Raw genomic sequence first — 19,467 nt, 5'->3', positions numbered from 1 at the left:
CGACCGCAGCCGGCGCGGCAGCGTCTTCAGGGAGCGGGGGCCGCGCCCCGCGACGTCAGCCACCGTCGGCCGCCAGCCGGTACCCGACGCCCCGCACGGTCTCCAGGGCGGACCGGCCGAACGGGGCGTCGATCTTCCGGCGCACCGCGCTGACGTGCACCTCGACCACGTTCGGATCGCCGTCGAAGGCGCTGTCCCACACCTGCTCCAGGATCTCCCGCTTGGGCACCACCTCGCCGGGCCGCCGGGCCAGGTACTCCAGCACCGCGAACTCCCTCGCCGTCAGCCGTATCTCCGTCTCCCCGCGCGAGCACAGGTGGCGGGCCGGGTCCAGCAGGAGGTCGCCGAGGAGCAGGGCCTGCGGGCCGCGGCGGCCCGTGCGCCGGCCCAGCGCGCGCAGCCGGGCGACCAGGACGAGGTAGGAGAACGGCTTGGAGAGGAAGTCGTCGGCGCCGGTGTCCAGGGCCTCCGCCTCGTCGTACTCGCCGTCCTTCGCGGTGAGCATCAGGATCCCGGCCTCGTTGCCGGCCGCGCGCAGCCGGGCGCACACCCGGTAGCCGTTGAGGCCGGGCAGCATGATGTCGAGCACGATCAGGTCGTAGTCGTGCTCGCAGGCCAGCCACAGCCCCTGCGGGCCGTCGTGGGCCACGTCCACCGTGAACCCCTCGGACTGCAGGCCCCGCTGCAGGGCGGCGGCCAGCCGCCGTTCGTCCTCCACCACCAGTACGCGCATGCCGACCAGGGTCTCAGGCCCGGCCGGCGGCTTGCTGAAGAGGTCTTCAGCGGGCTTCAGGTGGGCTTCAGCATCGCCTCGGCAGGCTCTGCGACGAGCCGGGTGCGGTGCCCGGCGGTCTTCCGAGGAGTCCCGCCATGTCAGAGTCCTTCCCGCAGCCCGAGCAGACCTCCGGACCGGAGCCCGAGGCCGTGGCCGGTGAGGGCCCGGCCAAGCGCAAGGGCCGCCTCGCCCGCGTGGGCCGTGTGGTGCCCCGTGGCGCGGGCGCGCGCTGGGCGGTGGCCGGGGCGGCCGCCGCGGTGATCGTGGGCGGCGGGGCCGCGGCCGTGGCGGTCGCGGGCCACCACCACGGGCACCACGAGCCGATGGCGAAGGACGGCCGCCCGGGCTGGTCCGCGCCCGACCACGAGGGCGGTCACGGCGGCGGCCACGGACCCAAGGGCGAGCGCCCCCACCCGAGGGACCCGAAGGTCCGCGACGGGGCCGCCGGCGCGCGCGGGGAGTCCGCGAAGAAGCGTGCGGGGGCTCCCGTCCCGCTGCCCGCCCTGCCCATCGACCAGGCGGCGCAGAAGGCGGCCGCGACCGTGCCCGGCGGCAAGGTCGAGGCCCTGCGGGCGGTCCCCCAGCAGGGCGGCGGCAGCGCCTGGCAGGCCGTGGTGCTGGGCCCGGACGGCGTCCGCCACGCGGTGACCCTCTCCGGCACCGACGGCACCCCCACCGCGAACACCCCGCTCGCCCAGGGCTGAGCCCCGCCGCGGCGGCCCCGCCGGGGCCCGGTAGCGGACGCCCGGGCAAGGCTCCCCGGCCCGGGTCGTCCCGCGCCCCCGGCACGCACCGCGCGTCCCGGGGGCCGTGCCGGGTGAGGACGCGCAGAATGGAGGGGGCCCTCCGCCGCGTGGGCGGGCGGCCACGGCGTGCCCCGGGCAGAGGAGGCCACTCGTGCCGTCGGACCAGCCGGGGGGCGCGCGGGCACCCGGGCCGATCCCGTCGGAGCCGGGGTCCCTGCTGGAGCACGTGCCCGTCGCCGTCCTCGGCCTCGACACGGCCGGGCGGGTCCGTTACTGGGGCCCGGGCGCGCAGGACCTCTTCGGGTACGAGGCCGGCACCGCGCTCTCCCGGCCCGCCGCGGCCCTCTTCCCCGCCCCCGCCGAGGGACCCGGCCCGGCCGAGAGACTGGTCGAGCGGGCCCTGGCGCTGGGCTACTGGCGGGTCCGGCTGCCCGTCCTGCACCGCGACGGCACCGTCCTGGACTGCGGGTTCCGCGTCTTCCCCGTGACCGGGAGCGCCGGCGGCAGCGCCGACCCCGACGGCACGGTGGTCATCGCGCTGGCCAGCAGGGGCGAGGAACTCGACCGGGTCAAGACCAACCTGGCCTTCCTCGACGCCCTCTTCGAGACCTGCCCCATCGGCCTGGTGATGCTCGACGAGGAGCTGCGCTACGTCCACCTCAACCAGGCCCTGGCCGACATGGACGGCATCCCCGTCGCCGACCACCTCGGCCGCGACACCGCCGAGATCATGATCACCGCCGACGGCGGCGAGTTCCGGCGGATGCTGCGCGCCGTGGCCGACGAGGGCCGCCCGCTGGTCGGTGTCCTGGTCCCGATGCGCACGCCCGGCCGCCCCGACGTGGACCAGGTGCGCGCCGTCAGCCTCTTCCCGCTCAGCGGGACGGCCGGCAGCCGGCCCGGCGTCGGCGGCCTGCTGGTCGACGTCACCGACCGCGAGCGGGCCCTGCTGGAGGCCACCGCCGCCCGCCGGCGCCTGGCCCTGCTGGACCGGGCCAGCGCCCGCATCGGCACCACCCTGGACGTGGACACCACCGCCCGCGAGCTGGTCGAGGCCACCATGCCCGAGTTCTGCGACGGCTCCGTGGTGGAGATGGTCGAGTGGACGTCCCCCTCCGAGGCCTTCGACCCGGACCTCCCGCTGGTCACCCGCCGGATCGCCGCCGGAACCGTCCTGCCGCCGCCCGCCCCCGAGCTGGTGTCCGCCCTGGACCGGGTGACGTACCCGCCGGGCTCCAGCATCCACCGCATGCTGAGCACCGGCCGCCCGATCCGGGTCGTCGTCGACGAGGAGTTCGCGGCCCGGACCGTCGGCGACCACGAGCGCGCCCGCCGGCTCCTCGACAGCGGCCTGGGCTGCGTGCTGATCGCCCCGCTCATCGCCCGCGGCGTCGTCCAGGGCTTCGCCGTCTTCGGCCGCTCCGCCGACCGTCCCGCCTTCACCGACCAGGACCTCGGCCTCGCCGGCGAACTCGCCTCCCGCGCCGCCCTGTGCCTGGACAACGCCCGCCTCTACAGCAGGGTCCAGGACATCTCCCTCACCCTGCAGCGCGCCCTGCTGCCCACCTCCCCGGACACGACCGCGCACGTGAGCGTCGCCCACCGCTACCTGCCGGGCAGCCGCGCCATCGAGGTCGGCGGCGACTGGTACGACGTGATCGCCCTGCCCGACGGCCGGGTGGCCCTCGTCGTCGGCGACGTCATGGGACACGGCGTGCCGGCCGCCGCCTCCATGGGCCGGCTGCGCATCACCGCCCGCGCCCTGGCCCGCCACAGCCCGGAGCCGCAGGGGCTGCTCGCCGAACTGGACGCGGCCGCCCAGGAGTCGGGCATCGAACTGGCCACCTGCCTCTACGTCGTCTACGACCCCCGCACCGGCCGTGCCCGCATCGCCAACGCCGGTCACCCGCCGCCGCTGGTGCGCCACCCCGACGGCACGGTCGAAACCCTCGGGGACGTCCTCGGCGTCCCGCTCGGGGTCGGCGGCGTCCCCTTTCGCTCCACCCGGACCGAACTGCCCGACGGGGCCGTCCTGGCCCTGTACACCGACGGCCTGGTCGAGACGCGCGGCCGGGACATCGACGCGGGCCTCGACGCCCTGCGCGCCGAACTGGCCCGGGCGGCCGGACCGCTGGAGCAGGAGGCCGACCGGATCCTGGCGGCCCTGCTGCCCGACGGAGCGACCGACGACACGGTCCTCGTCCTCGCCCGGCTCGGCCGGGCGGGCGACGAGGACAGGGAACCGTACGAGGACTGAGAGGCGGACATGGAATTCCTTCGCCCCGCGCAGTGGCGGGAGGCGCTCGCCGCCAAGGCGGAACACCCGTCGGCCGTGCCGATCGCCGGAGGCACCGATGTGATGGTCGAGATCAACTTCGACCTCCGCAGGCCCGAGTACCTCCTGGACCTCAACCGGATCGCCCTCCTCCAGGCATGGGAGACCGACGGGGACGCCGTCCGCCTGGGCGCCTGCGTCCCCTACACCCGGATCATCGAGGAGCTTCGCGGCCCCCTGCCCGGCCTCGCGCTCGCCTCGCGCACCGTCGCCTCCCCGCAGATCCGCAACCGCGGCAGCGTCGGCGGCAACCTGGGCTGCGCCTCGCCCGCCGGGGACGCCCACCCGGCGCTGCTCGCCGCCGGCGCCGAGGTCGAGGCCGAGTCCGTACGCGGCACGCGCATGATCCCGGTCGACGCGTTCTACACCGGTGTCAAACGCAACGCCCTCGCCCCCGACGAACTGATCAAGACCATCCGCGTCCCCGTCGCCGACGGCCCCCAGCAGTTCTCCAAGGTGGGCACCCGCAACGCGATGGTCATCGCCGTGTGCGCCTTCGGCCTGGCCCTCCACCCGCGCACCCGCTCGGTCCGCACCGGCATCGGCTCGGCCGCCCCCACCCCGGTCCGGGCCCGCGCCGCCGAGGAGTTCCTGGAGGCGGTGCTGGCGGAGGAGGGCCTCTGGGACTCCCGTACGGCCCTCGGCCCCTCGGTGGTGAAGCAGTTCGGCGACCTCGCGGCCGCCTCCTGCAACCCCATCGACGACGTCCGCGGCACCGCGCGGTACCGCCGCCACGCGGTCGGCGTCATGGCCCGCCGCCAGCTCCTGTGGACCTGGGACGAGTTCCGCGCCGACCGCTCCCGCTACCCCTGCTAGCTCCTCAGCCCTGCTCCAGCAGGCGGGTGGCCATCGCGCGCATCTCCACCTTGCGGATCTTGCCCGTGACGGTCATGGGGAACTCGTCCACCACGTGCACGTAGCGCGGGATCTTGAAGTGGGCGAGCCGGCCTTCGCAGTACGCGCGCACCGACTCGGCGGTCAGCGGCTCGGCCCCCTCCCGCATCCGCACCCAGGCCATCAGCTCCTCCCCGTACTTGGCGTCGGGGACGCCGACGACCTGGACGTCGAGGACGTCCGGGTGGGCGTGCAGGAACTCCTCGATCTCGCGCGGGTAGAGGTTCTCACCGCCCCGGATCACCATGTCCTTGATCCGCCCGGTGATGCTCAGGTAGCCGTCGGCGTCCATGACCGCGAGGTCGCCGGTGTGCATCCAGCCCTCCCGGTCCACGGCCTCGGCGGTCTTGTCCGGCTCCCCCCAGTAACCGATCATCACCGAGTAGCCGCGGGTGCACAGCTCGCCCGGGGTGCCGCGGGGGACCGTCCGGCCCGTCGCCGGATCCACCACCTTGACCTCCAGGTGCGGGCCCACCCGCCCGACGGTGGAAACCCGCCGCTCGACCGAGTCGTCCGCGCGGGTCTGCGTGGACACCGGCGAGGTCTCCGTCATGCCGTAGCAGATGGACACTTCGGTCATCCCCATCCGCTCGATGACCTCGTTCATCACCTCCACCGGGCACGGCGAGCCCGCCATGATCCCCGTCCGCAGGCTCGACAGGTCGTAGCCGTCGAAGCCGGGCGCGGCCAGCTCGGCGATGAACATGGTGGGCACCCCGTACAGCGAGGTGCAGGCCTCGGCCTCGACCGCCGCCAGGGTGGCGCCCGGGTCGAAGGACGGCGCCGGGATCACCATCGCCGCGCCGTGGCTCGTGCAGGCCAGTGCGCCCATGACCATGCCGAAGCAGTGGTAGAAGGGCACCGGTACGCACACCCGGTCCGCCTCGGTGTAGCCGCACAGCTCGCCCACGAAGAACCCGTTGTTGAGGATGTTGCGGTGGGAGAGGGTGGCGCCCTTCGGGAAGCCCGTGGTGCCCGAGGTGTACTGGATGTTGATCGGGTCGTCCGGGTGCAGGCCCGCCCGGGCCCGCGCCAGCACCGCGGGATCCCCGTGGCGCCCGCGCTCCAGCAGGGACTCCCACTGCGGCCCGTCGAACAGGACCGTGAACTCCAGGTCGGGGCAGCGGGGCCGGACCTCCTCGATCATCCCCGCGTAGTCGGAGGCCTTGAAGCGCTCCGCCGCGACCAGCAGCCGGATCCCGGACTGGTTCAGCACGTACTCCAGCTCGTGCGAGCGGTACGCCGGGTTGACCGTGACCAGGATGGCCCCGATCTTCGCGGTGGCGTACTGCACGAGCGTCCACTCGCCGCGGTTGGGCGCCCAGATGCCGACGCGGTCCCCCTGGACGATCCCGAGGTCCAGCAGCCCGAGGGCGAGGGCGTCCACGTCGGCGGCCAGCTCCCGGTAGGTCCAGCGGCGGCCCGCGGCCACGTCCACGAGGGCGTCGCGGCCGGGGAAGGTCCGCGCGGTCCGGTCGAGGTTGTCCCCGATCGTCTCCTCCAGGAGCGGGACCTCCGTGCTCCCGGAAGCAGAACTCGACGCGACGGACACACGTACCTCCTGGGCGGATGGCCGGGACGGCGGGAACGCCCGGCTGGTGGCCTGGCGCCCGCCCATGATCGCCTCCCCGGGCCCGTCCCGCCAGATCCCCACCCGGTATTCACGCGCCGGTAAATCGAGCATCCGTTCGAGTGGAGGGGTAGGCTGGAACCATGCACGCACTCCAGGGCTCCCTCTTCGACCAGACCGACGAGATCCGCCTCGGCCCCCTCTCGCCGCTGGAGCGCACCGGACTCGGGGCCGGGGCCTGGGTCGACCGGCTCCCCGGCTGGCTGACCGGAGCCGACGCCCTGTTCGAACACCTCGCCGCCGAGGTGCCCTGGCGCGCCGAGCGGCGCCAGATGTACGAGCGCGAGGTGGAGGTGCCCCGGCTGCTGGCCTTCTACGGGGCCGGCGACCCCCTGCCGCACCCCGTCCTCACCGAGGCCCGCGAGAGACTCGGCGCCCACTACGCCCCCGAACTCGGCGAACCCTTCGTCACCGCCGGGCTCTGCCTCTACCGCGACGGCCGCGACAGCGTCGCCTGGCACGGCGACCGCCACGGCCGCTCCGCCACCGAGGACACCCTCGTCGCGATCCTCTCCGTCGGCGACCCCCGCGACCTCGTCCTGCGCCCCCGCGACGGCGGCCCCACCCTGCTGCGCCTCCCCCTCGGCCACGGCGACCTCGTCGTGATGGGCGGCTCCTGCCAGCGCACCATGGAGCACGCCGTCCCCAAGACGGCACGCGCCGTCGGGCCCCGCATCAGCGTCCAGTTCCGCACCCGCGGCGTACTGTGAGGCCATGCGCAGCCGGAGCCCCCTGCGGAACCGGTGGGCCGGCCTCCCACCCGCCGCGGGCGGAGCCGTCATGGCCGCCGGGATCCTCTCCGTCGGCCTGGAACTGACCGGCCACAGCCTCCTCTCCCTCGCCGCGCTGGCCGTCTCCGCCGCCCTCTGGCTGCTCCTGGCCGCCGACTTCACCGTCCGGCTCGCCGGCGACCGGGGCCGCTTCCGAGCCGACGCCGACACCCCGGCCGCCCTCACCGCCGTCGCCGCCACCACCGTCCTCGGAACCCGGCTGTCCCAGCTCGGCCGGCAGGACGCGGCCGCCGCCCTGCTGGTCCTGGCCGCCCTGCTCTGGCCCGGGCTGCTCCTGTCCGTCGTACGGCACTGGCGGCGCCGGATGCCCGGAGTGGTCTTCCTCGGCTGCGTCGCCACCCAGGGCCTCGCCGTCCTGTCGGCGGCGCTCGCCGCCGTCCACGGCCTCGACTGGCTCGCCGCCGCCGCGCTGGCCTGCTTCTGCCTGGGCGTCCTGCTGTACGTCCTCGCCCTGCGGCGCTTCGACTTCCGCGAGGTGCTCCGGGGAGCGGGCGACCACTGGGTCGCGGGCGGCTCCCTGGCCATCACCGCCCTCGCCGGGGCCAGGCTCACGGCCTCGCCCGTGGGGGCCGCCGGCCCGGTGCACACGGCCCTGCGCGCCGCCACCCTGACCGCCCTCGGCCTCTCGCTCGTCTGGTACGCCGTCCTGCTCGTCGCCGAGGTCCGCAGCCCCCGCCCCCGCTACGACATCCGGCGCTGGTCCACGGTCTTCCCCCTCGGCATGACCGCCACCGCCTGCCTCACCATCGCCGCCACCACCGGCCCCGAACGGCTCCGCCCGCTGGGGGAGGTGCTGCTGTGGATCGCGGTCGCCGCCTGGGCCCTCACGTCCGCCGCCTTCCTGCTCTCGCGCCGCCCGGGCCGCCGCGGGTCCGCCTGACGCCGCGGCCCCTCCGCTCGCCGCGGCCGTGTCACAGCCCCGCTACAGGCCGGTGACCAGTCCTAATTGAGTACCGGCAGGCCCCTCCCGCACGTGAGAATGAGCCGTCTCGAACCGGGAGGAACCCATGAGCCAGGACCGCCTGACTCTCCATGACCTGCTGCCCGCACAGGCACTTGCGGAAGCCGTCGACGCCGGGTACGTGACCCGCAAGCGGCACCCCGAACTGCCGCTGTCCATCTACACGTACACGCGCACCGCGCAGTACGAGCAGGTCTGGAACCAGGTCACCGTGCGCTGCCGCGGCCTCGTCGCCGACGACGCCACGGGAGCCGTCGTCGCGCTGCCGCTGCCGAAGTTCTTCAACGTCGGCGAGCACGCATCGGGCCGGCCGTACGCCCCCGCCCTGCCCGACGAGCCGTTCGAGGTCTACGACAAGGTCGACGGCAGCCTCGCCGTCGTCTTCCACTACGCGGGCCGCTGGCACGTCGCCTCCAAGGGCTCCTTCGTCAGCACCCAGGCCTCCTGGGCGCAGCGCCGCCTCGACGCCTGCGACACCGGGGCGCTCGTCCCCGGCACCACCTACCTCGCCGAGATCCTGTACCCGCAGAACCGGATCGTCGTCGACTACGGCGACCGCCGGGACCTCGTCCTGCTCGCGGCCTTCGGCCCGACCGGGGCCGAGGTGCCGCTCGCCGAGGCCGCCGCCCACTGGGAGGGCATCGGTTCCGTGGTCCGGGTGTGGCCCGCCATGCCGCTGTCCGAACTCCTCGCGCTGACCGAGTCCAACACCCTGCCCGGCGGCGCCTCCGCGACCGGCATGGACGCCGAGGGCTTCGTCCTGCGGTTCGCCTCCGGCGTCCGCGCCAAGGCCAAGCTCTCCGAGTACGTACGCCTGCACAAGCTGCTCACCGGCGTCACCGAGCGGGACGTCTGGCGCAGCCACGGCATCCAGCGCTTCGCGGGGACCTCCGCCAAGCGCCTCGCCCAGGGCCTGGGCCTCTCCCTCGCCGAACTCGGCGGCATCCGCTCCCGGGGCGGCCGGCCCCTGGACGCGCTGCTGGAGCAGGTGCCCGACGAGTTCGACACCTGGGTGCGCGAGGTGATCGCGGGCCTGGAGGAGGAGTTCGAGCGCCGGGAGCGGGCCGTCGACGAGACCTACAAGCGGTTCGAGCACCTGGCGGACGACCGGGGCGCCTTCGCCCGCGCCGTGCGCGAGATCCCCGACGGCGACCTGCGGGCCGCCATGTTCATGCGGCTCGACGGCCGCACCACCGAGCTCGTCACCTGGCGGGCCGTACGGCCGGCGACGGCCGATCCCTTCACCACCGACGAGGAGAACTGACACCGTGTCCGAAGAGCCCGAACTCCCCGTGGTCCACGTCATGACGGGGTTGCCGGCCTCGGGCAAGACCACCGCCGCCCGCGCCCTCCAGGCCGAGGCCGCCGGCCGGATCCGCCGGGTCAACCTCGACGACCTGCGGGCCATGCTCGACGTGCCCGACCCGGAGCGGCGCCGCTCGTACCGGCACGAGCAGACCGTGCTCGCCGTCCAGGACGCCGCGGTCGCCGCGGCCGTCGCCGACGGCTTCGACGTGGTCGTCGACAACACCCACCTGACCTCGCACATCCCCAAGCGGCTCAAGGCGGCGGTGGCCGGCCGGGCCCGGTTCGTCGTGCACGACTTCACGGACGTGCCCGTGGAGGAGTGCCTGCGCCGGGACGCCGCGCGGGAGCGGCCGGTGGGCGAGGAGATCATCCGGATCCTGGCCGACAAGCACGCCAAGGCCCGCAAGGGCGGCTGGCGGCTGACCGCCGAATGGCTCAACGACCAGCCGCCGGTACGGCCGTACGTCGCGGACCCGGCGCTGCCGGACGCCGTGATGTGCGACATCGACGGGACGCTGGCCCTCACCGGGGACCGGGGCCCGTACGACTTCTCGCGCTGCGAGACCGACCTGCTGAACGAGCCGGTGCGGCACGCCCTGGAGGCGTTCCGGCGCGCGGGGGACCGGCTCGTGCTGCTGTCGGGGCGCAGCGAGGAGCACCGGCCGCAGACCGAGTCCTGGCTGCGGGCGCACGAAGTGCCGTACGACGAACTGTGGATGCGCGCGGCGGGGGACACGCGCCGCGACGACGTGGTCAAGGCCGAGCTGTTCGACGCGCACGTGCGCGAGCGCTACGCGGTCCGGGTGTCGCTCGACGACCGGGACCGGGTGGTCGCCATCTGGCGCCGGATGGGCCTGCCCACCTGGCAGGTCAACTACGGGGACTTCTGACGCGGGACCCCGCGCACGCCGCCGCGCACGCCGGCAGGGGAGCGGCGTGCGCGGCGGGCCGGGACGTGGGGCCCGGGAGCGCGGTCAGTCGCGGCACCAGCGGACGCGCTTGAGGTCCTTGACGTAGCGGGCCGAGACCCAGTCGTGCTCGTAGCCGTCGCGGTCCTTGCCGATGCGGGCCTTCTTGCGGCCCTCTCCGTCGGTGCCGTCCGCCCAGTCGTCGCGGTCGTCGCGGTCGTCGTCACCCGGGTCGATGAGGTACCACAGGTCGTTCCCGGCGACGTTCTCACCGCGCGTCTTGCACTTCAGGGCGAGCGTCTCGTGCGGGTACACCTTGTACTGCAGGTGCGAGTGGGTGGTCGGCTTGCTGCGCACGCTCAGCGGACCGCGCGAGACGACCTTCCCCAGGGAGTAGTGGTGGCTGCCGTAGCCGTCCTCGTCGTAGTCGTCGTGGCCGTCCCTCCCGTCCCCGGGAGCGTGGTGCCGGGCCGTGCCCTGGGCCGCCGGGCCCTGGTCCGCGACGGCGGCGCCCCCGCCGACCAGGCCGAGCGCCAGGCTTCCGGCGGCCAGGGCGAGGATGGTCCTGGTGGGCTTGAGCATGTGCGGCTCCTCTGGAAAAGACTCCCGCCCCGGCCGCGATGCGCGGAGGGGCGCGGCGGCCCGGCGGCCGCCAGGGACGACTATGACCAGGGGGACCGCGCGGGCTCCCGGCGGCGCGCCGCTGTTTAGCCCGATATGCCCAACCTGTCCCCGGGCTGTGGGGTCGGTCCGCGCGGCGGGACGGCCCAGCGGATGCGGGGGGCAGCGCCCGGAGCCACAGTGGGGCGCATGGGTATCGAAGACTACGGCGGCGGCCCCGGCGCCCAGCAGACCGGAGTCCTGGTCGTCACGACCAACGACGTGCCCGGCTACCGGGTCGAGCAGGTCATCGGGGAGGTGTTCGGGCTCACCGTGCGCTCCCGGCACCTCGGCAGTCAGATCGGCGCCGGTCTGAAGTCCATGATCGGCGGCGAGCTGAAGGGCCTCACCAAGACCCTGGTGCAGACCCGCAACCAGGCCATGGACCGGCTCATCGAACAGGCCAGGGCGCGCGGCGCCAACGCCGTGCTGATGATGCGCTTCGACGTCACGGACGCGGCCGACGTCGGGACCGAGGTGTGCGCGTACGGCACGGCCGTCGTCCTGGTGCCCGCCGGGACCGACCGGTAAGTCCAGGAGGCGGCGGCGGTTTGTCCATGGGCCCGGGCGCCCGGGGTCCGCAAGCTGGCAGGCCAGTGAGCGGACCGCCGCGCTCCGCAGGGAGTCGTGCGGTCTTCCCGTACGTGCCAAGCGCCGACTCCCGGAGGCCCGATGCGCACCCCCCTCTGGCCGGCCGCAGCCGCGGTGTCCGGTCTCCTCGCCGCCCTCTTGGCGCCCTGGCCGGCCGCGGCGGTCCCGGCCGCGGCGGCACCCGTGACGATCACCTCACCCGAGCTGTCCGTCCGCGTGGACCCCGCCTTCCCCCGCGTCCTCGACTACACCCGGCGCGCGACCGGGGACGTGCTCCACGGCAACGAGGACCCCCTGAGCTCCGTCCTCGTCAACGGCACCGCGTACACCCCCGCCGTCACCTCCACCCCCTCCGCCTCCGGGGTGGACTACGCGATGGCCTTCTCCGGGGTGACCGTCCGGTCCCGGATCTCGGTGACGGGCTCGGTCGTGGAGTTCCGGGTCACCGCCGTCGAGGACACCCCCGCCCTGCGCGTGCACAGCTTCGAGATCCCGGAGCACACCCTCGTCAGCGTCCGCAGCGACCAGCCGGGAGCCGCGCTGGCCACCGCCACGATGCACACCGCCACCACCGGCACCGGCGACACCTTCACACCGGTCACCGCCTCCACCCCGGTGGACCCCGCCGCGACGACCGTGATGTACGGGCTCCTGAGCACGGGCCGGCTGGCCGCCGCCATCGACTCCAACTCCCTCTACGACACCCCCTCCGGCGGCACCGCCCGCGACAACGGCCGGATCGGCAAACGGGTGACCGACCACGGCTCCTACCGCCGGGCCGGGCTGTGGAGCGGGGCCTGGCTCTACCGGGCCCAGGGCGCCGCCGACACCGACACCGAACCGCTGCCCTACGTCCGGGTCGCCGTCACCGGCGACCGCAACGCCGACTCGGTGGTCGACTGGCAGGACGCCGCCGTGGCCTACCGGGACATCTGGACCCCGCCCACCGGCTGGCAGGACACCGCCCGCCGGGTGGTCCAGCGGATCCCGTTCAACTTCGCCTCCCAGGCCACCCACCCCTTCGCCCAGACCCTCGACGAGACCAAGCGGGTCAGCCTCGCCACCGACGGCCTCGGCCAGTTCGTCCTGCTCAAGGGCTACGCCTCCGAGGGCCACGACTCCGCGCACATGGACTACAAGAACATCGGCGCCAAACTCGGCGGCGCCGAGGGCCTGAACGCCCTCACCACCGCCGGCCACGCCTACAACGCCGACTTCGGCGTGCACGTCAACGCCACCGAGGAGTACCCGGTCTCCGCCACCTTCGACCCCGCCCACCAGAGCGGCGGCCTCGGCTGGGACTGGCTCGACCAGTCCTACTACGTCGACACCCGCAAGGACGGCCAGTCGGGCGGGCGGCTCAAGCGCCTGGCGGACCTCAAGGCGGCCGCGCCCGGCCTCGACTTCCTCTACGTCGACGTCTGGTACGGCGACGGCTACGTCTCCCGCAAGCTCCAGCGCGAGGTCTCCGGCCTCGGCCTCCAGCTCGCCACCGAGTTCCCGAACACCCTCACCGAGCAGTCCCTGTGGCACCACTGGGCGGCCGACGTCGACTACGGCGGCAGCGACCTCAAGGGCGTGAACTCCACCATCGCCCGGTTCATCGCCAACCACGCCAAGGACGACTGGATCGCCCGCCACCCCCTCCTCGGCGGCGCCGAACTCACCGCCTACGAGGGCTGGCAGGGCAAGGCGGACTACCCCGCCTTCCTGAACACCACCTTCGGCACCGACCTGCCGACCAAGTACCTCCAGCAGTCCCCGATCGTGAAGTGGACCGCCGACACCATCACCCTCGCCGACGGCACCTCCGTCACCGACGCGGGGGGCACCCGCCGCATCACCACCGGCGGCCGCACCGTCCTCGACGGTTCCGCCTACCTGCTCCCGCGCGACGGCAAGCTCTACCACTGGAACGACACCGGCGGCCCCACCACCTGGACGCTGCCCGACGGCTGGCGCAGCCCCACCCTCTACCGGCTCACCGACACCGGCCGGCAGCTCGTCGGACCCCTGACCCCGGGAGCCGGAAACCGGGTCACCATCGACGCCGCCGCCCGGACCGCGTACGTGGTCACCGACGGCGCCGCCCCCGCGCAGCCCGACCCCCGCTGGGGCGAGGGCACCCCGGTAGCGGACCCCTCCTTCAACTCCGGCGATCTCGCGGCCTGGACCGTCACCGGGGCCGGCGCCGCCGTCACCCGCAACGACCGCGGCCAGAACGAGCTCACCTTCGCCCCGCAGACCGCCCCGGCCGTCTCCCAGCGGCTCACCGGCCTGAGCCCCGGCACCTACGCGGCCTCCGCCTGGGTCTCCACCCCGGCCGGCCGGGCCGCCACCCTCGCCGTCACCCCGGCGGGCGCCGCCGGCCCGGAATCCGTGTACGCCGACTCCTCCCCGCTGGCCGACGCTCTGGGCGGCAGCGAGAAGAACGGCACCACCATGCAGCGGATGAAGGTGCTCTTCGACGTCCCGGCCGGAGCGTCCACCGCCCTCCTCACGCTGTCCGCCGCCACCGGACCCGGCACGGTCCGGCTGGACGACGTACGCGTGGTGCGCTCCGCCCGCACCCCGCTGAACGGGCACACCTACGCCGAGGACTTCGAGAACGTGGACGCCGGCTGGGGCCCCTTCGCCTTCGGCGGCGCCGGCGGACCGGCCACCGACCCCCGTACGCACATCGCCCAGCGCAACGCCCCCTACACCCAGGCCGGCTGGAACGGAAAACTCGTCGACGACGTGATCGGCGGACAGAACTCCCTCAAATCGCACGAGGAACGCCCCGGCCTGGTCTACCGCACCCTCCCGCAGACCCTCCGGCTCACCCCGGGGCACGCCTACCGGGTCGGCTTCCGCTACGAGAACGGCTTCGCCGGGGACTACCGGTTCGTCACCGGCTCCGGCTCGGCGGAGACCGCCACCGCCCTCGGCCAGGCCCGCACGGCCACCGCCTTCACCCAGACCTTCACCGCCGGCGCCGACGCCTGGATCGGCGTCCGCAAGGTCAGCGCCGAGGACTCCCACAACGAGGCCGACCTCGTCCTCGACGACCTCACCGTGGACGACCTCGGCCCGGCCGGAGGCGGCGAACTCCTCGTCCCGCAGAACAAGATGAGGGTCAGCGCCGTCGACAGCCAGGAGACGGCGGGGGAGAACGGCAGCGCCGCGAACGTCCTCGACGGCAAGCCCGCCACCATCTGGCACACCCAGTGGTACGCGGCCACCGCGCCGATGCCGCACGAGATCACCCTCGACCTCGGCGCCTCCTACCCCGTCTCGGCCCTGCACGTCCTGCCCCGCCAGACGCAGAGCAACGGGCGCATCGCCGACTACCAGGTGTTCACCTCCGCCGACGGGGTCACCTGGGGCCCGGCCGCCGCCTCCGGGACCTGGCCCGACGGTACGGCCCAGCAGGACGCCGCCTTCACCCCCCGGGCCGCCCGCTACGTGAAGCTCCGGGCCACGCGGGAGGTGAACGGCAACCCCTGGACCTCGGTGGCCGAGCTCAACGTCGGCTACCGGCCCTGAGGCCCGGGCCCGCCTCACCCGTCCCGCCTCGCCGGGCCCGCCTCAGTGGAGCCGGTAGACCTGCCCCGTCTGCGCGCCCTCGACCGACCGCACGTAGGCCGCCGCCGCCCGGGCCGCGGGGACGGCCTCCATCCCGGCGAAGAAGGGACCGTAGGCGGGCAGGGACTCCTCCAGCACCGTCGGGCTCACCGCGTTGATCCGCTGCGGCGGCAGCTCGATCGCCGCCGCGCGCACGAAGGCCTCCACCGCGCCGTTCGCCGCCGAGGCGGCCGCCCCGGCCACGATCGGCTGCTCCGTGAGGATGCCGCTGACCAGGGTGAACGAGCCGGTCGGGGCCACGTTCCGGGCACCCTGGCGGACCAGTTCGACCTGGCTCAGCGCCTTGCCGCGCAGCGTCGCCCCGAAGTCGTCGGCGCTCAGCTCGGACAGCGGGCGGAACACCGCGTCACCCGCCGCGACCGCCACCGCGTCCAGCGGGCCCGCCTCGGCGTACAGGCGGGCCACCTGCTCCGGGTCCGTGACGTCGGCCACCAGGTCGCCGCCGGAGCGGCCCACCGCGACCACCTCGTGCCCGCGCCCCGCGAGCGCCTTGTGCACCGCGGTGCCCAGCGTGCCGCCCGCGCCGACCAGCAGAATCCTCATCCCGACCTCCGGAGATCCGTCGCCCGGGGGAACCTCCCCCGCACACCTCCGACGTTATGGACCGCGCCGCCCGTCCGGAAATGCCGTCTGGGCAGCGACTATGCTCCACAGGCATGGACGATGTGGAACTGCGGCACCTCCGGGCCCTGGACGCCGTGGCCGAAGCGGGCACGATCACCGCCGCCGCGGCCCGCCTGCACATGACACAGCCGGCCCTCTCCCGGACCCTGGCCCAGCTGGAGGCCCGCGTCGGCGTCCGGCTGGTGGACCGCTCGTCCCGGCACCTGGCCCTCACCGAGGCCGGCAGCACCCTGCTGGGACACGGCCGCGCCATCCTCTCCCGCCTGGAAGCCGCCCTCGCCGACACCCGGGCGGTGTCCCGCCCGCTGCGGCTCGGCTACACGTGCGCCGTGCTCGGGCAGCAGACCGTACCGCTGCTGCGCAACTGGCGCCGGACCCACCCCGGCACCCCGCTCGACGTGGTCCGGCGCGACAACGGCACCGCGGGCCTGGCCACCGGCGAGACCGATGTCGCCGTGCTGCGCACCCTCCCCGGTGACCCGCGCATCCGCAGCGAGGCCCTCTACACGGAGGACCGGGTCGCCGCCCTCCCCGACGACCACCCGCTCGCCGGCCGGGACGCCGTCCTGCTGGCCGAACTCACCGCCGCCCCGCAACTGCCCCTGGCCGTATGGCCCGAGGCCGGCACCGCCTCCCCGGAGCTGTGGCCGCCGCAGGCCCGCCCCGCCCGGACGGTGGAGGTCGGCAACGTCGACGAGTGGCTGAACCTCATCGCCACCGGCGGCGCCTTCGGGCTCGCGGCGGCCGGCACCGCCGAGAGCCACGGCCACCCGGGCGTCCGCTTCCTCCCGGTCTCCGACGCCCCGCCGGCCACCGTCTACGTCTCCTACCCGCACCACCCGACGCACCCGGGGACACCCGAGTTCCTGACGGCGGTCCGGGAGGCGGTCTCCGGCTGACGCCCTCCCCGCCTCCCCGGGTTCCTCTCCCGGGTTTCCTCCGTCCCGGGTTCCTCCTCCCGGATTTCCGCGGTCCCGGATTTCCGCGTTCCCCGGTACGGCGGCCCGCGCGGCGGCATCCTGCGCCGAGAGGCCCGGAAGCACCGGGGAGGACGATGAGAGGCAGGCCGCACGATGACGGGTCGCAAGACCGCCGCAGAGGTGTTCGACGCGCTCGCGGGGCGCTACGAGGAGGCCTTCGGCACCATCCCCGCGCAGCGGGAGGCCCTGGAATGGCTCACCGGGCGGCTGCCCCGGGGCGCCCGCGTGCTCGACGTCGGCAGCGGCACGGGCCGCCCCACCGCCGAGACCCTGGCCCGCGCGGGCTGCGCCGTGACCGGCATCGACGTCTCGGCGGAGATGGTCGCCCTCGCCCGTTCCCGGGTCCCCGGTGCCCGTTTCGAACAGGCCGACGTCCGCACGTACGCACCGCCCGGAGCCGGGGGCTTCGACGCGGTCTGCGCCTTCTTCCCCCTGCTGATGATGGACCAGCGGGAGGTCGCCGCCTCACTGGAGCGGCTGGCCTCCTGGACCGCGCCCGGCGGCTACCTCGTCGTCGCCACGGTCCCCGGCGACATCGACGCCCTCGACATCGAGTTCATGGGCCACCGGGTCACCGTCAGCAGCCTCTCGGCCGAGGAGTACCTGCACCGGATCGAGGCCGCCGGGCTGGAGGTCCTGCACCACGAGACCACCCTCTACCACCCCGCCGGCGGGCTCGCCGACCCGGAGGAACACCTCTTCTGCTACGCCCGGCGGCCCGTGGCCTGAGACCCCCACCGCCTGCTGGGCACGGAACCGCACCGGGGGCATGCCCACCCGGCGGCTGAACAGCCGGCTGAAGTAGGCGGGGTCCTCGTACCCGACCCGCCGGGCTATCCCCGCCACCGGCAGATCGGTCCGGGCCAGCAGCTCCTTGGCCCGGCTCACCCGGATCCCGAGCAGGTACTCCTTGACCCCCTCGCCGGTGCTGCGCCGCACCGCCCCGCGCAGCTCCGGCAGGGGCATGCCCAGCCGTGCGGCGTGCTCGGCCACCGAGATCGGCAGCAGCGCGTCCCGGGCCAGCGCGTCCACCACCGCCTCCCCGTCCCGGGACACCTCCGCCCGGGCGTAGCGCAGCGCCACCAGCAGCCCGTGCACCTGCGCCGCGGCCTCCACCTCCAGCAGCGGCCCGCCGCGCCGGGCGGCCCGCGCGATCCCGTCGACCACGTGCCGCACGCCGGTGGTCCCGCTCAGCGGCACCACGGGCCGGTCCGGGGTGATGTAGCCGAGGTCGGTGTACGCGCCGACGGCGGCGCCCGTGAAATCGACGAAGCACTCGTCCCAGCCGCCGCCCTCCGGGTCGGGGGCGTAGTGGTGCTCGACCCCCGGCACCAGCCACAGCAGGGCGGGCGCGGCCACCGGCTGCGGCGCCCGCCCGCCGTGGCCGAACCAGCCGCGGCCCCGGGTGAGGACGACGGCCACGTGGTGGTCGAGGACCCGGGGCCCGACCACCGGCAGCGCCCCCTGCTGCACGCCCACCCCCAGGCAGACCAGGCCGAGCCGGCGGTGGACCGGGGCGGGGGAGAAGTACCGCATCCAGCTGCTGTACGCGGGCTGCCGGCCCGGGGGAGTGCGCGGCTGCGTCGGCATCTGCGGATTGTGATCCACGACGACGCCACCATCAAGAGGCCGCCGCCGGCCCATCGGGCGCCGGCCGTTCAGAAGCCGGCCGGCTTCGGGCCGGCGCGCAGCCCCGCCGTCAGCCCGGCGATCACCACCACCAGGCCCAGCCACACCGCCGGGCCGGGCACCCCGCCGCCCGTCAGCGCCCCCGCCCCGGCCGCCGCGAGCGGGGCGACCCCCGTCAGCAGCCCCGCCCGGCCGGAGCCCACGGCCGCCACCGTGCGGTACCAGAGCAGGAACGCCACCGCCGTGACCAGTACCGCGAGGTAGCCCACCGCCGCCCACTGCGCCGCCCCCAGCTCCGTCACCGCGGACGGCGGCTCCGTGCACACTGCCAGCCCCGCCAGCATCACGGCTCCCATCCACACGGCGTGCACGGACACCCCCCACGCCCCGTGCCTCCCCAGCACCGGCACCGCGAGCAGGGTGAACCCCGTCTCGCAGCCCAGCGCCAGCGCGGCCCAGCCCACCCCGGCGGCGTCCGTGCGCCCGCTCCCCTCGACCAGCGCCGCCCCCGCGACCACCACCGGCGCCGCCAGCAGCACCCGGCGGCTGGGCCGGCGCCCCTCCAGCAGGGGGCCGACCACCCCGAGCAGGACCGGAGCGGACGCCATGGCCACGGCGATCACCGCCGGCTCGGCATGCGCGACCCCCCGTACGACGGCCACGTTGAACAGCACCAGACCGGTCGCCGCGATCCCCGCCAGCCACAGCCACTCCCGCCCCCGGGGACGCAGCAGCGGGACCCCGGTGGCCCGCGCCAGGAGGACGAGGATCAGCGCCGCGGCCGCGTAGCGCGCCGCCTGGGCGGTGAACAGCGGGGCCTCGGCCAGGGACCGCGAGACGGTGACGCTGCTGCCGACCAGGACCATGGCGGCCACGCCCGGCGCCAGCTCGCGGACGGAGACGGGGAGGAGGGACGGGCGTACCGGCGGGGCGGAACGCGAGGGAGAGGGGGAGGGAGACGTGGAAGGAGGGGTGGAGGCGCTCATACGGACCAGCCTGGAGGCACAA

General features: G+C 74.9%; 16 protein-coding genes and 1 pseudogene. 11 read left to right on the top strand and 6 right to left on the bottom strand.

All coding sequences use genetic code 11. The features are described 5' to 3' along the window. Positions 1 to 55: 55 nt before the first annotated feature. The gene (locus BX286_RS03665) at positions 56 to 733 is read right to left on the bottom strand and encodes a response regulator transcription factor (protein ID WP_079430935.1); all 678 of its coding nucleotides are present in this window, start codon (positions 731 to 733) and stop codon (positions 56 to 58) included. 137 nt (positions 734 to 870) lie between these two features. Here BX286_RS03665 and BX286_RS03660 point away from each other — a divergent pair, with 137 nt between their 5' ends. From BX286_RS03660 to BX286_RS03650, 3 genes are all read left to right on the top strand, one after another. Beyond that, complete coding sequence (locus BX286_RS03660) at positions 871 to 1,479, top strand: hypothetical protein (protein ID WP_079430936.1); 609 nt, start codon at positions 871 to 873, stop codon at positions 1,477 to 1,479. 193 nt (positions 1,480 to 1,672) lie between these two features. Further along, positions 1,673 to 3,778 (top strand): SpoIIE family protein phosphatase, encoded by a 2,106-nt coding sequence (locus BX286_RS03655; protein ID WP_079430937.1) that lies wholly within the window; start codon positions 1,673 to 1,675, stop codon positions 3,776 to 3,778. Between the two features lie 9 nt (positions 3,779 to 3,787). Then, entirely contained in the window at positions 3,788 to 4,672 is an 885-nt protein-coding gene (locus tag BX286_RS03650; protein WP_121014504.1) for a xanthine dehydrogenase family protein subunit M, read from the top strand. A gap of 4 nt (positions 4,673 to 4,676) precedes the next feature. On the opposite strand, the gene BX286_RS03645 is transcribed toward BX286_RS03650, so the two are convergent. Continuing rightward, entirely contained in the window at positions 4,677 to 6,368 is a 1,692-nt protein-coding gene (locus tag BX286_RS03645; protein ID WP_261993612.1) for an AMP-binding protein, read from the bottom strand. A gap of 95 nt (positions 6,369 to 6,463) precedes the next feature. Between BX286_RS03645 and BX286_RS03640 the strand changes: the two genes are divergently transcribed. From BX286_RS03640 to BX286_RS03625, 4 genes are all read left to right on the top strand, one after another. Further along, positions 6,464 to 7,090 (top strand): alpha-ketoglutarate-dependent dioxygenase AlkB, encoded by a 627-nt coding sequence (locus tag BX286_RS03640; RefSeq protein WP_079430940.1) that lies wholly within the window; start codon positions 6,464 to 6,466, stop codon positions 7,088 to 7,090. 4 nt (positions 7,091 to 7,094) lie between these two features. Then, entirely contained in the window at positions 7,095 to 8,051 is a 957-nt protein-coding gene (locus BX286_RS03635) for a tellurite resistance/C4-dicarboxylate transporter family protein (RefSeq protein ID WP_121014503.1), read from the top strand. A 127-nt stretch (positions 8,052 to 8,178) separates the two neighbouring features. Further along, a complete protein-coding gene (locus BX286_RS03630) occupies positions 8,179 to 9,396 on the top strand; it encodes an RNA ligase (RefSeq protein WP_079430942.1) in 1,218 nt (405 codons plus the stop codon). A 4-nt stretch (positions 9,397 to 9,400) separates the two neighbouring features. Beyond that, the gene (locus tag BX286_RS03625; RefSeq protein WP_237293189.1) at positions 9,401 to 10,330 is read left to right on the top strand and encodes an AAA family ATPase; all 930 of its coding nucleotides are present in this window, start codon (positions 9,401 to 9,403) and stop codon (positions 10,328 to 10,330) included. An 84-nt stretch (positions 10,331 to 10,414) separates the two neighbouring features. Here BX286_RS03625 and BX286_RS03620 read toward each other — a convergent pair whose 3' ends face one another. Continuing rightward, entirely contained in the window at positions 10,415 to 10,930 is a 516-nt protein-coding gene (locus tag BX286_RS03620) for a hypothetical protein (RefSeq protein ID WP_079430943.1), read from the bottom strand. A 228-nt stretch (positions 10,931 to 11,158) separates the two neighbouring features. On the opposite strand from BX286_RS03620, the gene BX286_RS03615 reads away from it, so the two are divergent. Continuing rightward, on the top strand, positions 11,159 to 11,539 hold the full coding sequence (locus BX286_RS03615) for a YbjQ family protein (protein ID WP_079430944.1): 381 nt from the start codon (positions 11,159 to 11,161) through the stop codon (positions 11,537 to 11,539). A 141-nt stretch (positions 11,540 to 11,680) separates the two neighbouring features. Then, the gene (locus BX286_RS03610) at positions 11,681 to 15,127 is read left to right on the top strand and encodes an endo-alpha-N-acetylgalactosaminidase family protein (protein WP_100862277.1); all 3,447 of its coding nucleotides are present in this window, start codon (positions 11,681 to 11,683) and stop codon (positions 15,125 to 15,127) included. Between the two features lie 42 nt (positions 15,128 to 15,169). Here BX286_RS03610 and BX286_RS03605 read toward each other — a convergent pair whose 3' ends face one another. After that, on the bottom strand, positions 15,170 to 15,769 hold the full coding sequence (locus tag BX286_RS03605) for a short chain dehydrogenase (protein WP_121014502.1): 600 nt from the start codon (positions 15,767 to 15,769) through the stop codon (positions 15,170 to 15,172). A gap of 113 nt (positions 15,770 to 15,882) precedes the next feature. Between BX286_RS03605 and BX286_RS03600 the strand changes: the two genes are divergently transcribed. Both BX286_RS03600 and BX286_RS03595 read left to right on the top strand, forming a co-directional pair. After that, the gene (locus BX286_RS03600) at positions 15,883 to 16,749 is read left to right on the top strand and encodes a LysR family transcriptional regulator (RefSeq protein WP_079430947.1); all 867 of its coding nucleotides are present in this window, start codon (positions 15,883 to 15,885) and stop codon (positions 16,747 to 16,749) included. 174 nt (positions 16,750 to 16,923) lie between these two features. After that, positions 16,924 to 17,559 (top strand): trans-aconitate 2-methyltransferase, encoded by a 636-nt coding sequence (locus BX286_RS03595; RefSeq protein ID WP_121014501.1) that lies wholly within the window; start codon positions 16,924 to 16,926, stop codon positions 17,557 to 17,559. On the opposite strand, the pseudogene BX286_RS03590 reads toward BX286_RS03595, so the two are convergent. Continuing rightward, positions 17,554 to 18,366, bottom strand: a pseudogene (locus BX286_RS03590) (helix-turn-helix domain-containing protein); the annotation flags it as partial. The gene BX286_RS03595 and the pseudogene BX286_RS03590 overlap by 6 nt on opposite strands. Positions 18,367 to 18,488: 122 nt before the next feature. Further along, positions 18,489 to 19,445: a DMT family transporter gene (locus BX286_RS03585; protein ID WP_121014500.1), complete on the bottom strand. Its 957-nt coding sequence runs from the start codon at positions 19,443 to 19,445 to the stop codon at positions 18,489 to 18,491. Positions 19,446 to 19,467: the final 22 nt, after the last annotated feature.

It is taken from the genome of Streptomyces sp. 3211.6 (assembly GCF_003634815.1).
Taxonomy (GTDB): domain Bacteria; phylum Actinomycetota; class Actinomycetes; order Streptomycetales; family Streptomycetaceae; genus Streptomyces; species Streptomyces katrae_A.
Note: the sequence above shows the minus strand (reverse complement) of the source record. Positions and strands in the feature narration are given on the sequence as shown.

Coding starts and splice junctions, on each gene's coding strand:
- BX286_RS03610 (WP_100862277.1), top strand. CDS start 11,681: ATGCGCACCCCCCTCTGGCCGGCCGCAGCCGCGGTGTCCGGTCTCCTC.
- BX286_RS03615 (WP_079430944.1), top strand. CDS start 11,159: ATGGGTATCGAAGACTACGGCGGCGGCCCCGGCGCCCAGCAGACCGGA.
- BX286_RS03635 (WP_121014503.1), top strand. CDS start 7,095: ATGCGCAGCCGGAGCCCCCTGCGGAACCGGTGGGCCGGCCTCCCACCC.
- BX286_RS03665 (WP_079430935.1), bottom strand. CDS start 733: ATGCGCGTACTGGTGGTGGAGGACGAACGGCGGCTGGCCGCCGCCCTG.
- BX286_RS03660 (WP_079430936.1), top strand. CDS start 871: ATGTCAGAGTCCTTCCCGCAGCCCGAGCAGACCTCCGGACCGGAGCCC.
- BX286_RS03640 (WP_079430940.1), top strand. CDS start 6,464: ATGCACGCACTCCAGGGCTCCCTCTTCGACCAGACCGACGAGATCCGC.
- BX286_RS03605 (WP_121014502.1), bottom strand. CDS start 15,769: ATGAGGATTCTGCTGGTCGGCGCGGGCGGCACGCTGGGCACCGCGGTG.
- BX286_RS03620 (WP_079430943.1), bottom strand. CDS start 10,930: ATGCTCAAGCCCACCAGGACCATCCTCGCCCTGGCCGCCGGAAGCCTG.
- BX286_RS03585 (WP_121014500.1), bottom strand. CDS start 19,445: ATGAGCGCCTCCACCCCTCCTTCCACGTCTCCCTCCCCCTCTCCCTCG.
- BX286_RS03650 (WP_121014504.1), top strand. CDS start 3,788: ATGGAATTCCTTCGCCCCGCGCAGTGGCGGGAGGCGCTCGCCGCCAAG.
- BX286_RS03645 (WP_261993612.1), bottom strand. CDS start 6,368: ATGGGCGGGCGCCAGGCCACCAGCCGGGCGTTCCCGCCGTCCCGGCCA.
- BX286_RS03600 (WP_079430947.1), top strand. CDS start 15,883: ATGGACGATGTGGAACTGCGGCACCTCCGGGCCCTGGACGCCGTGGCC.
- BX286_RS03595 (WP_121014501.1), top strand. CDS start 16,924: ATGACGGGTCGCAAGACCGCCGCAGAGGTGTTCGACGCGCTCGCGGGG.
- BX286_RS03630 (WP_079430942.1), top strand. CDS start 8,179: ATGAGCCAGGACCGCCTGACTCTCCATGACCTGCTGCCCGCACAGGCA.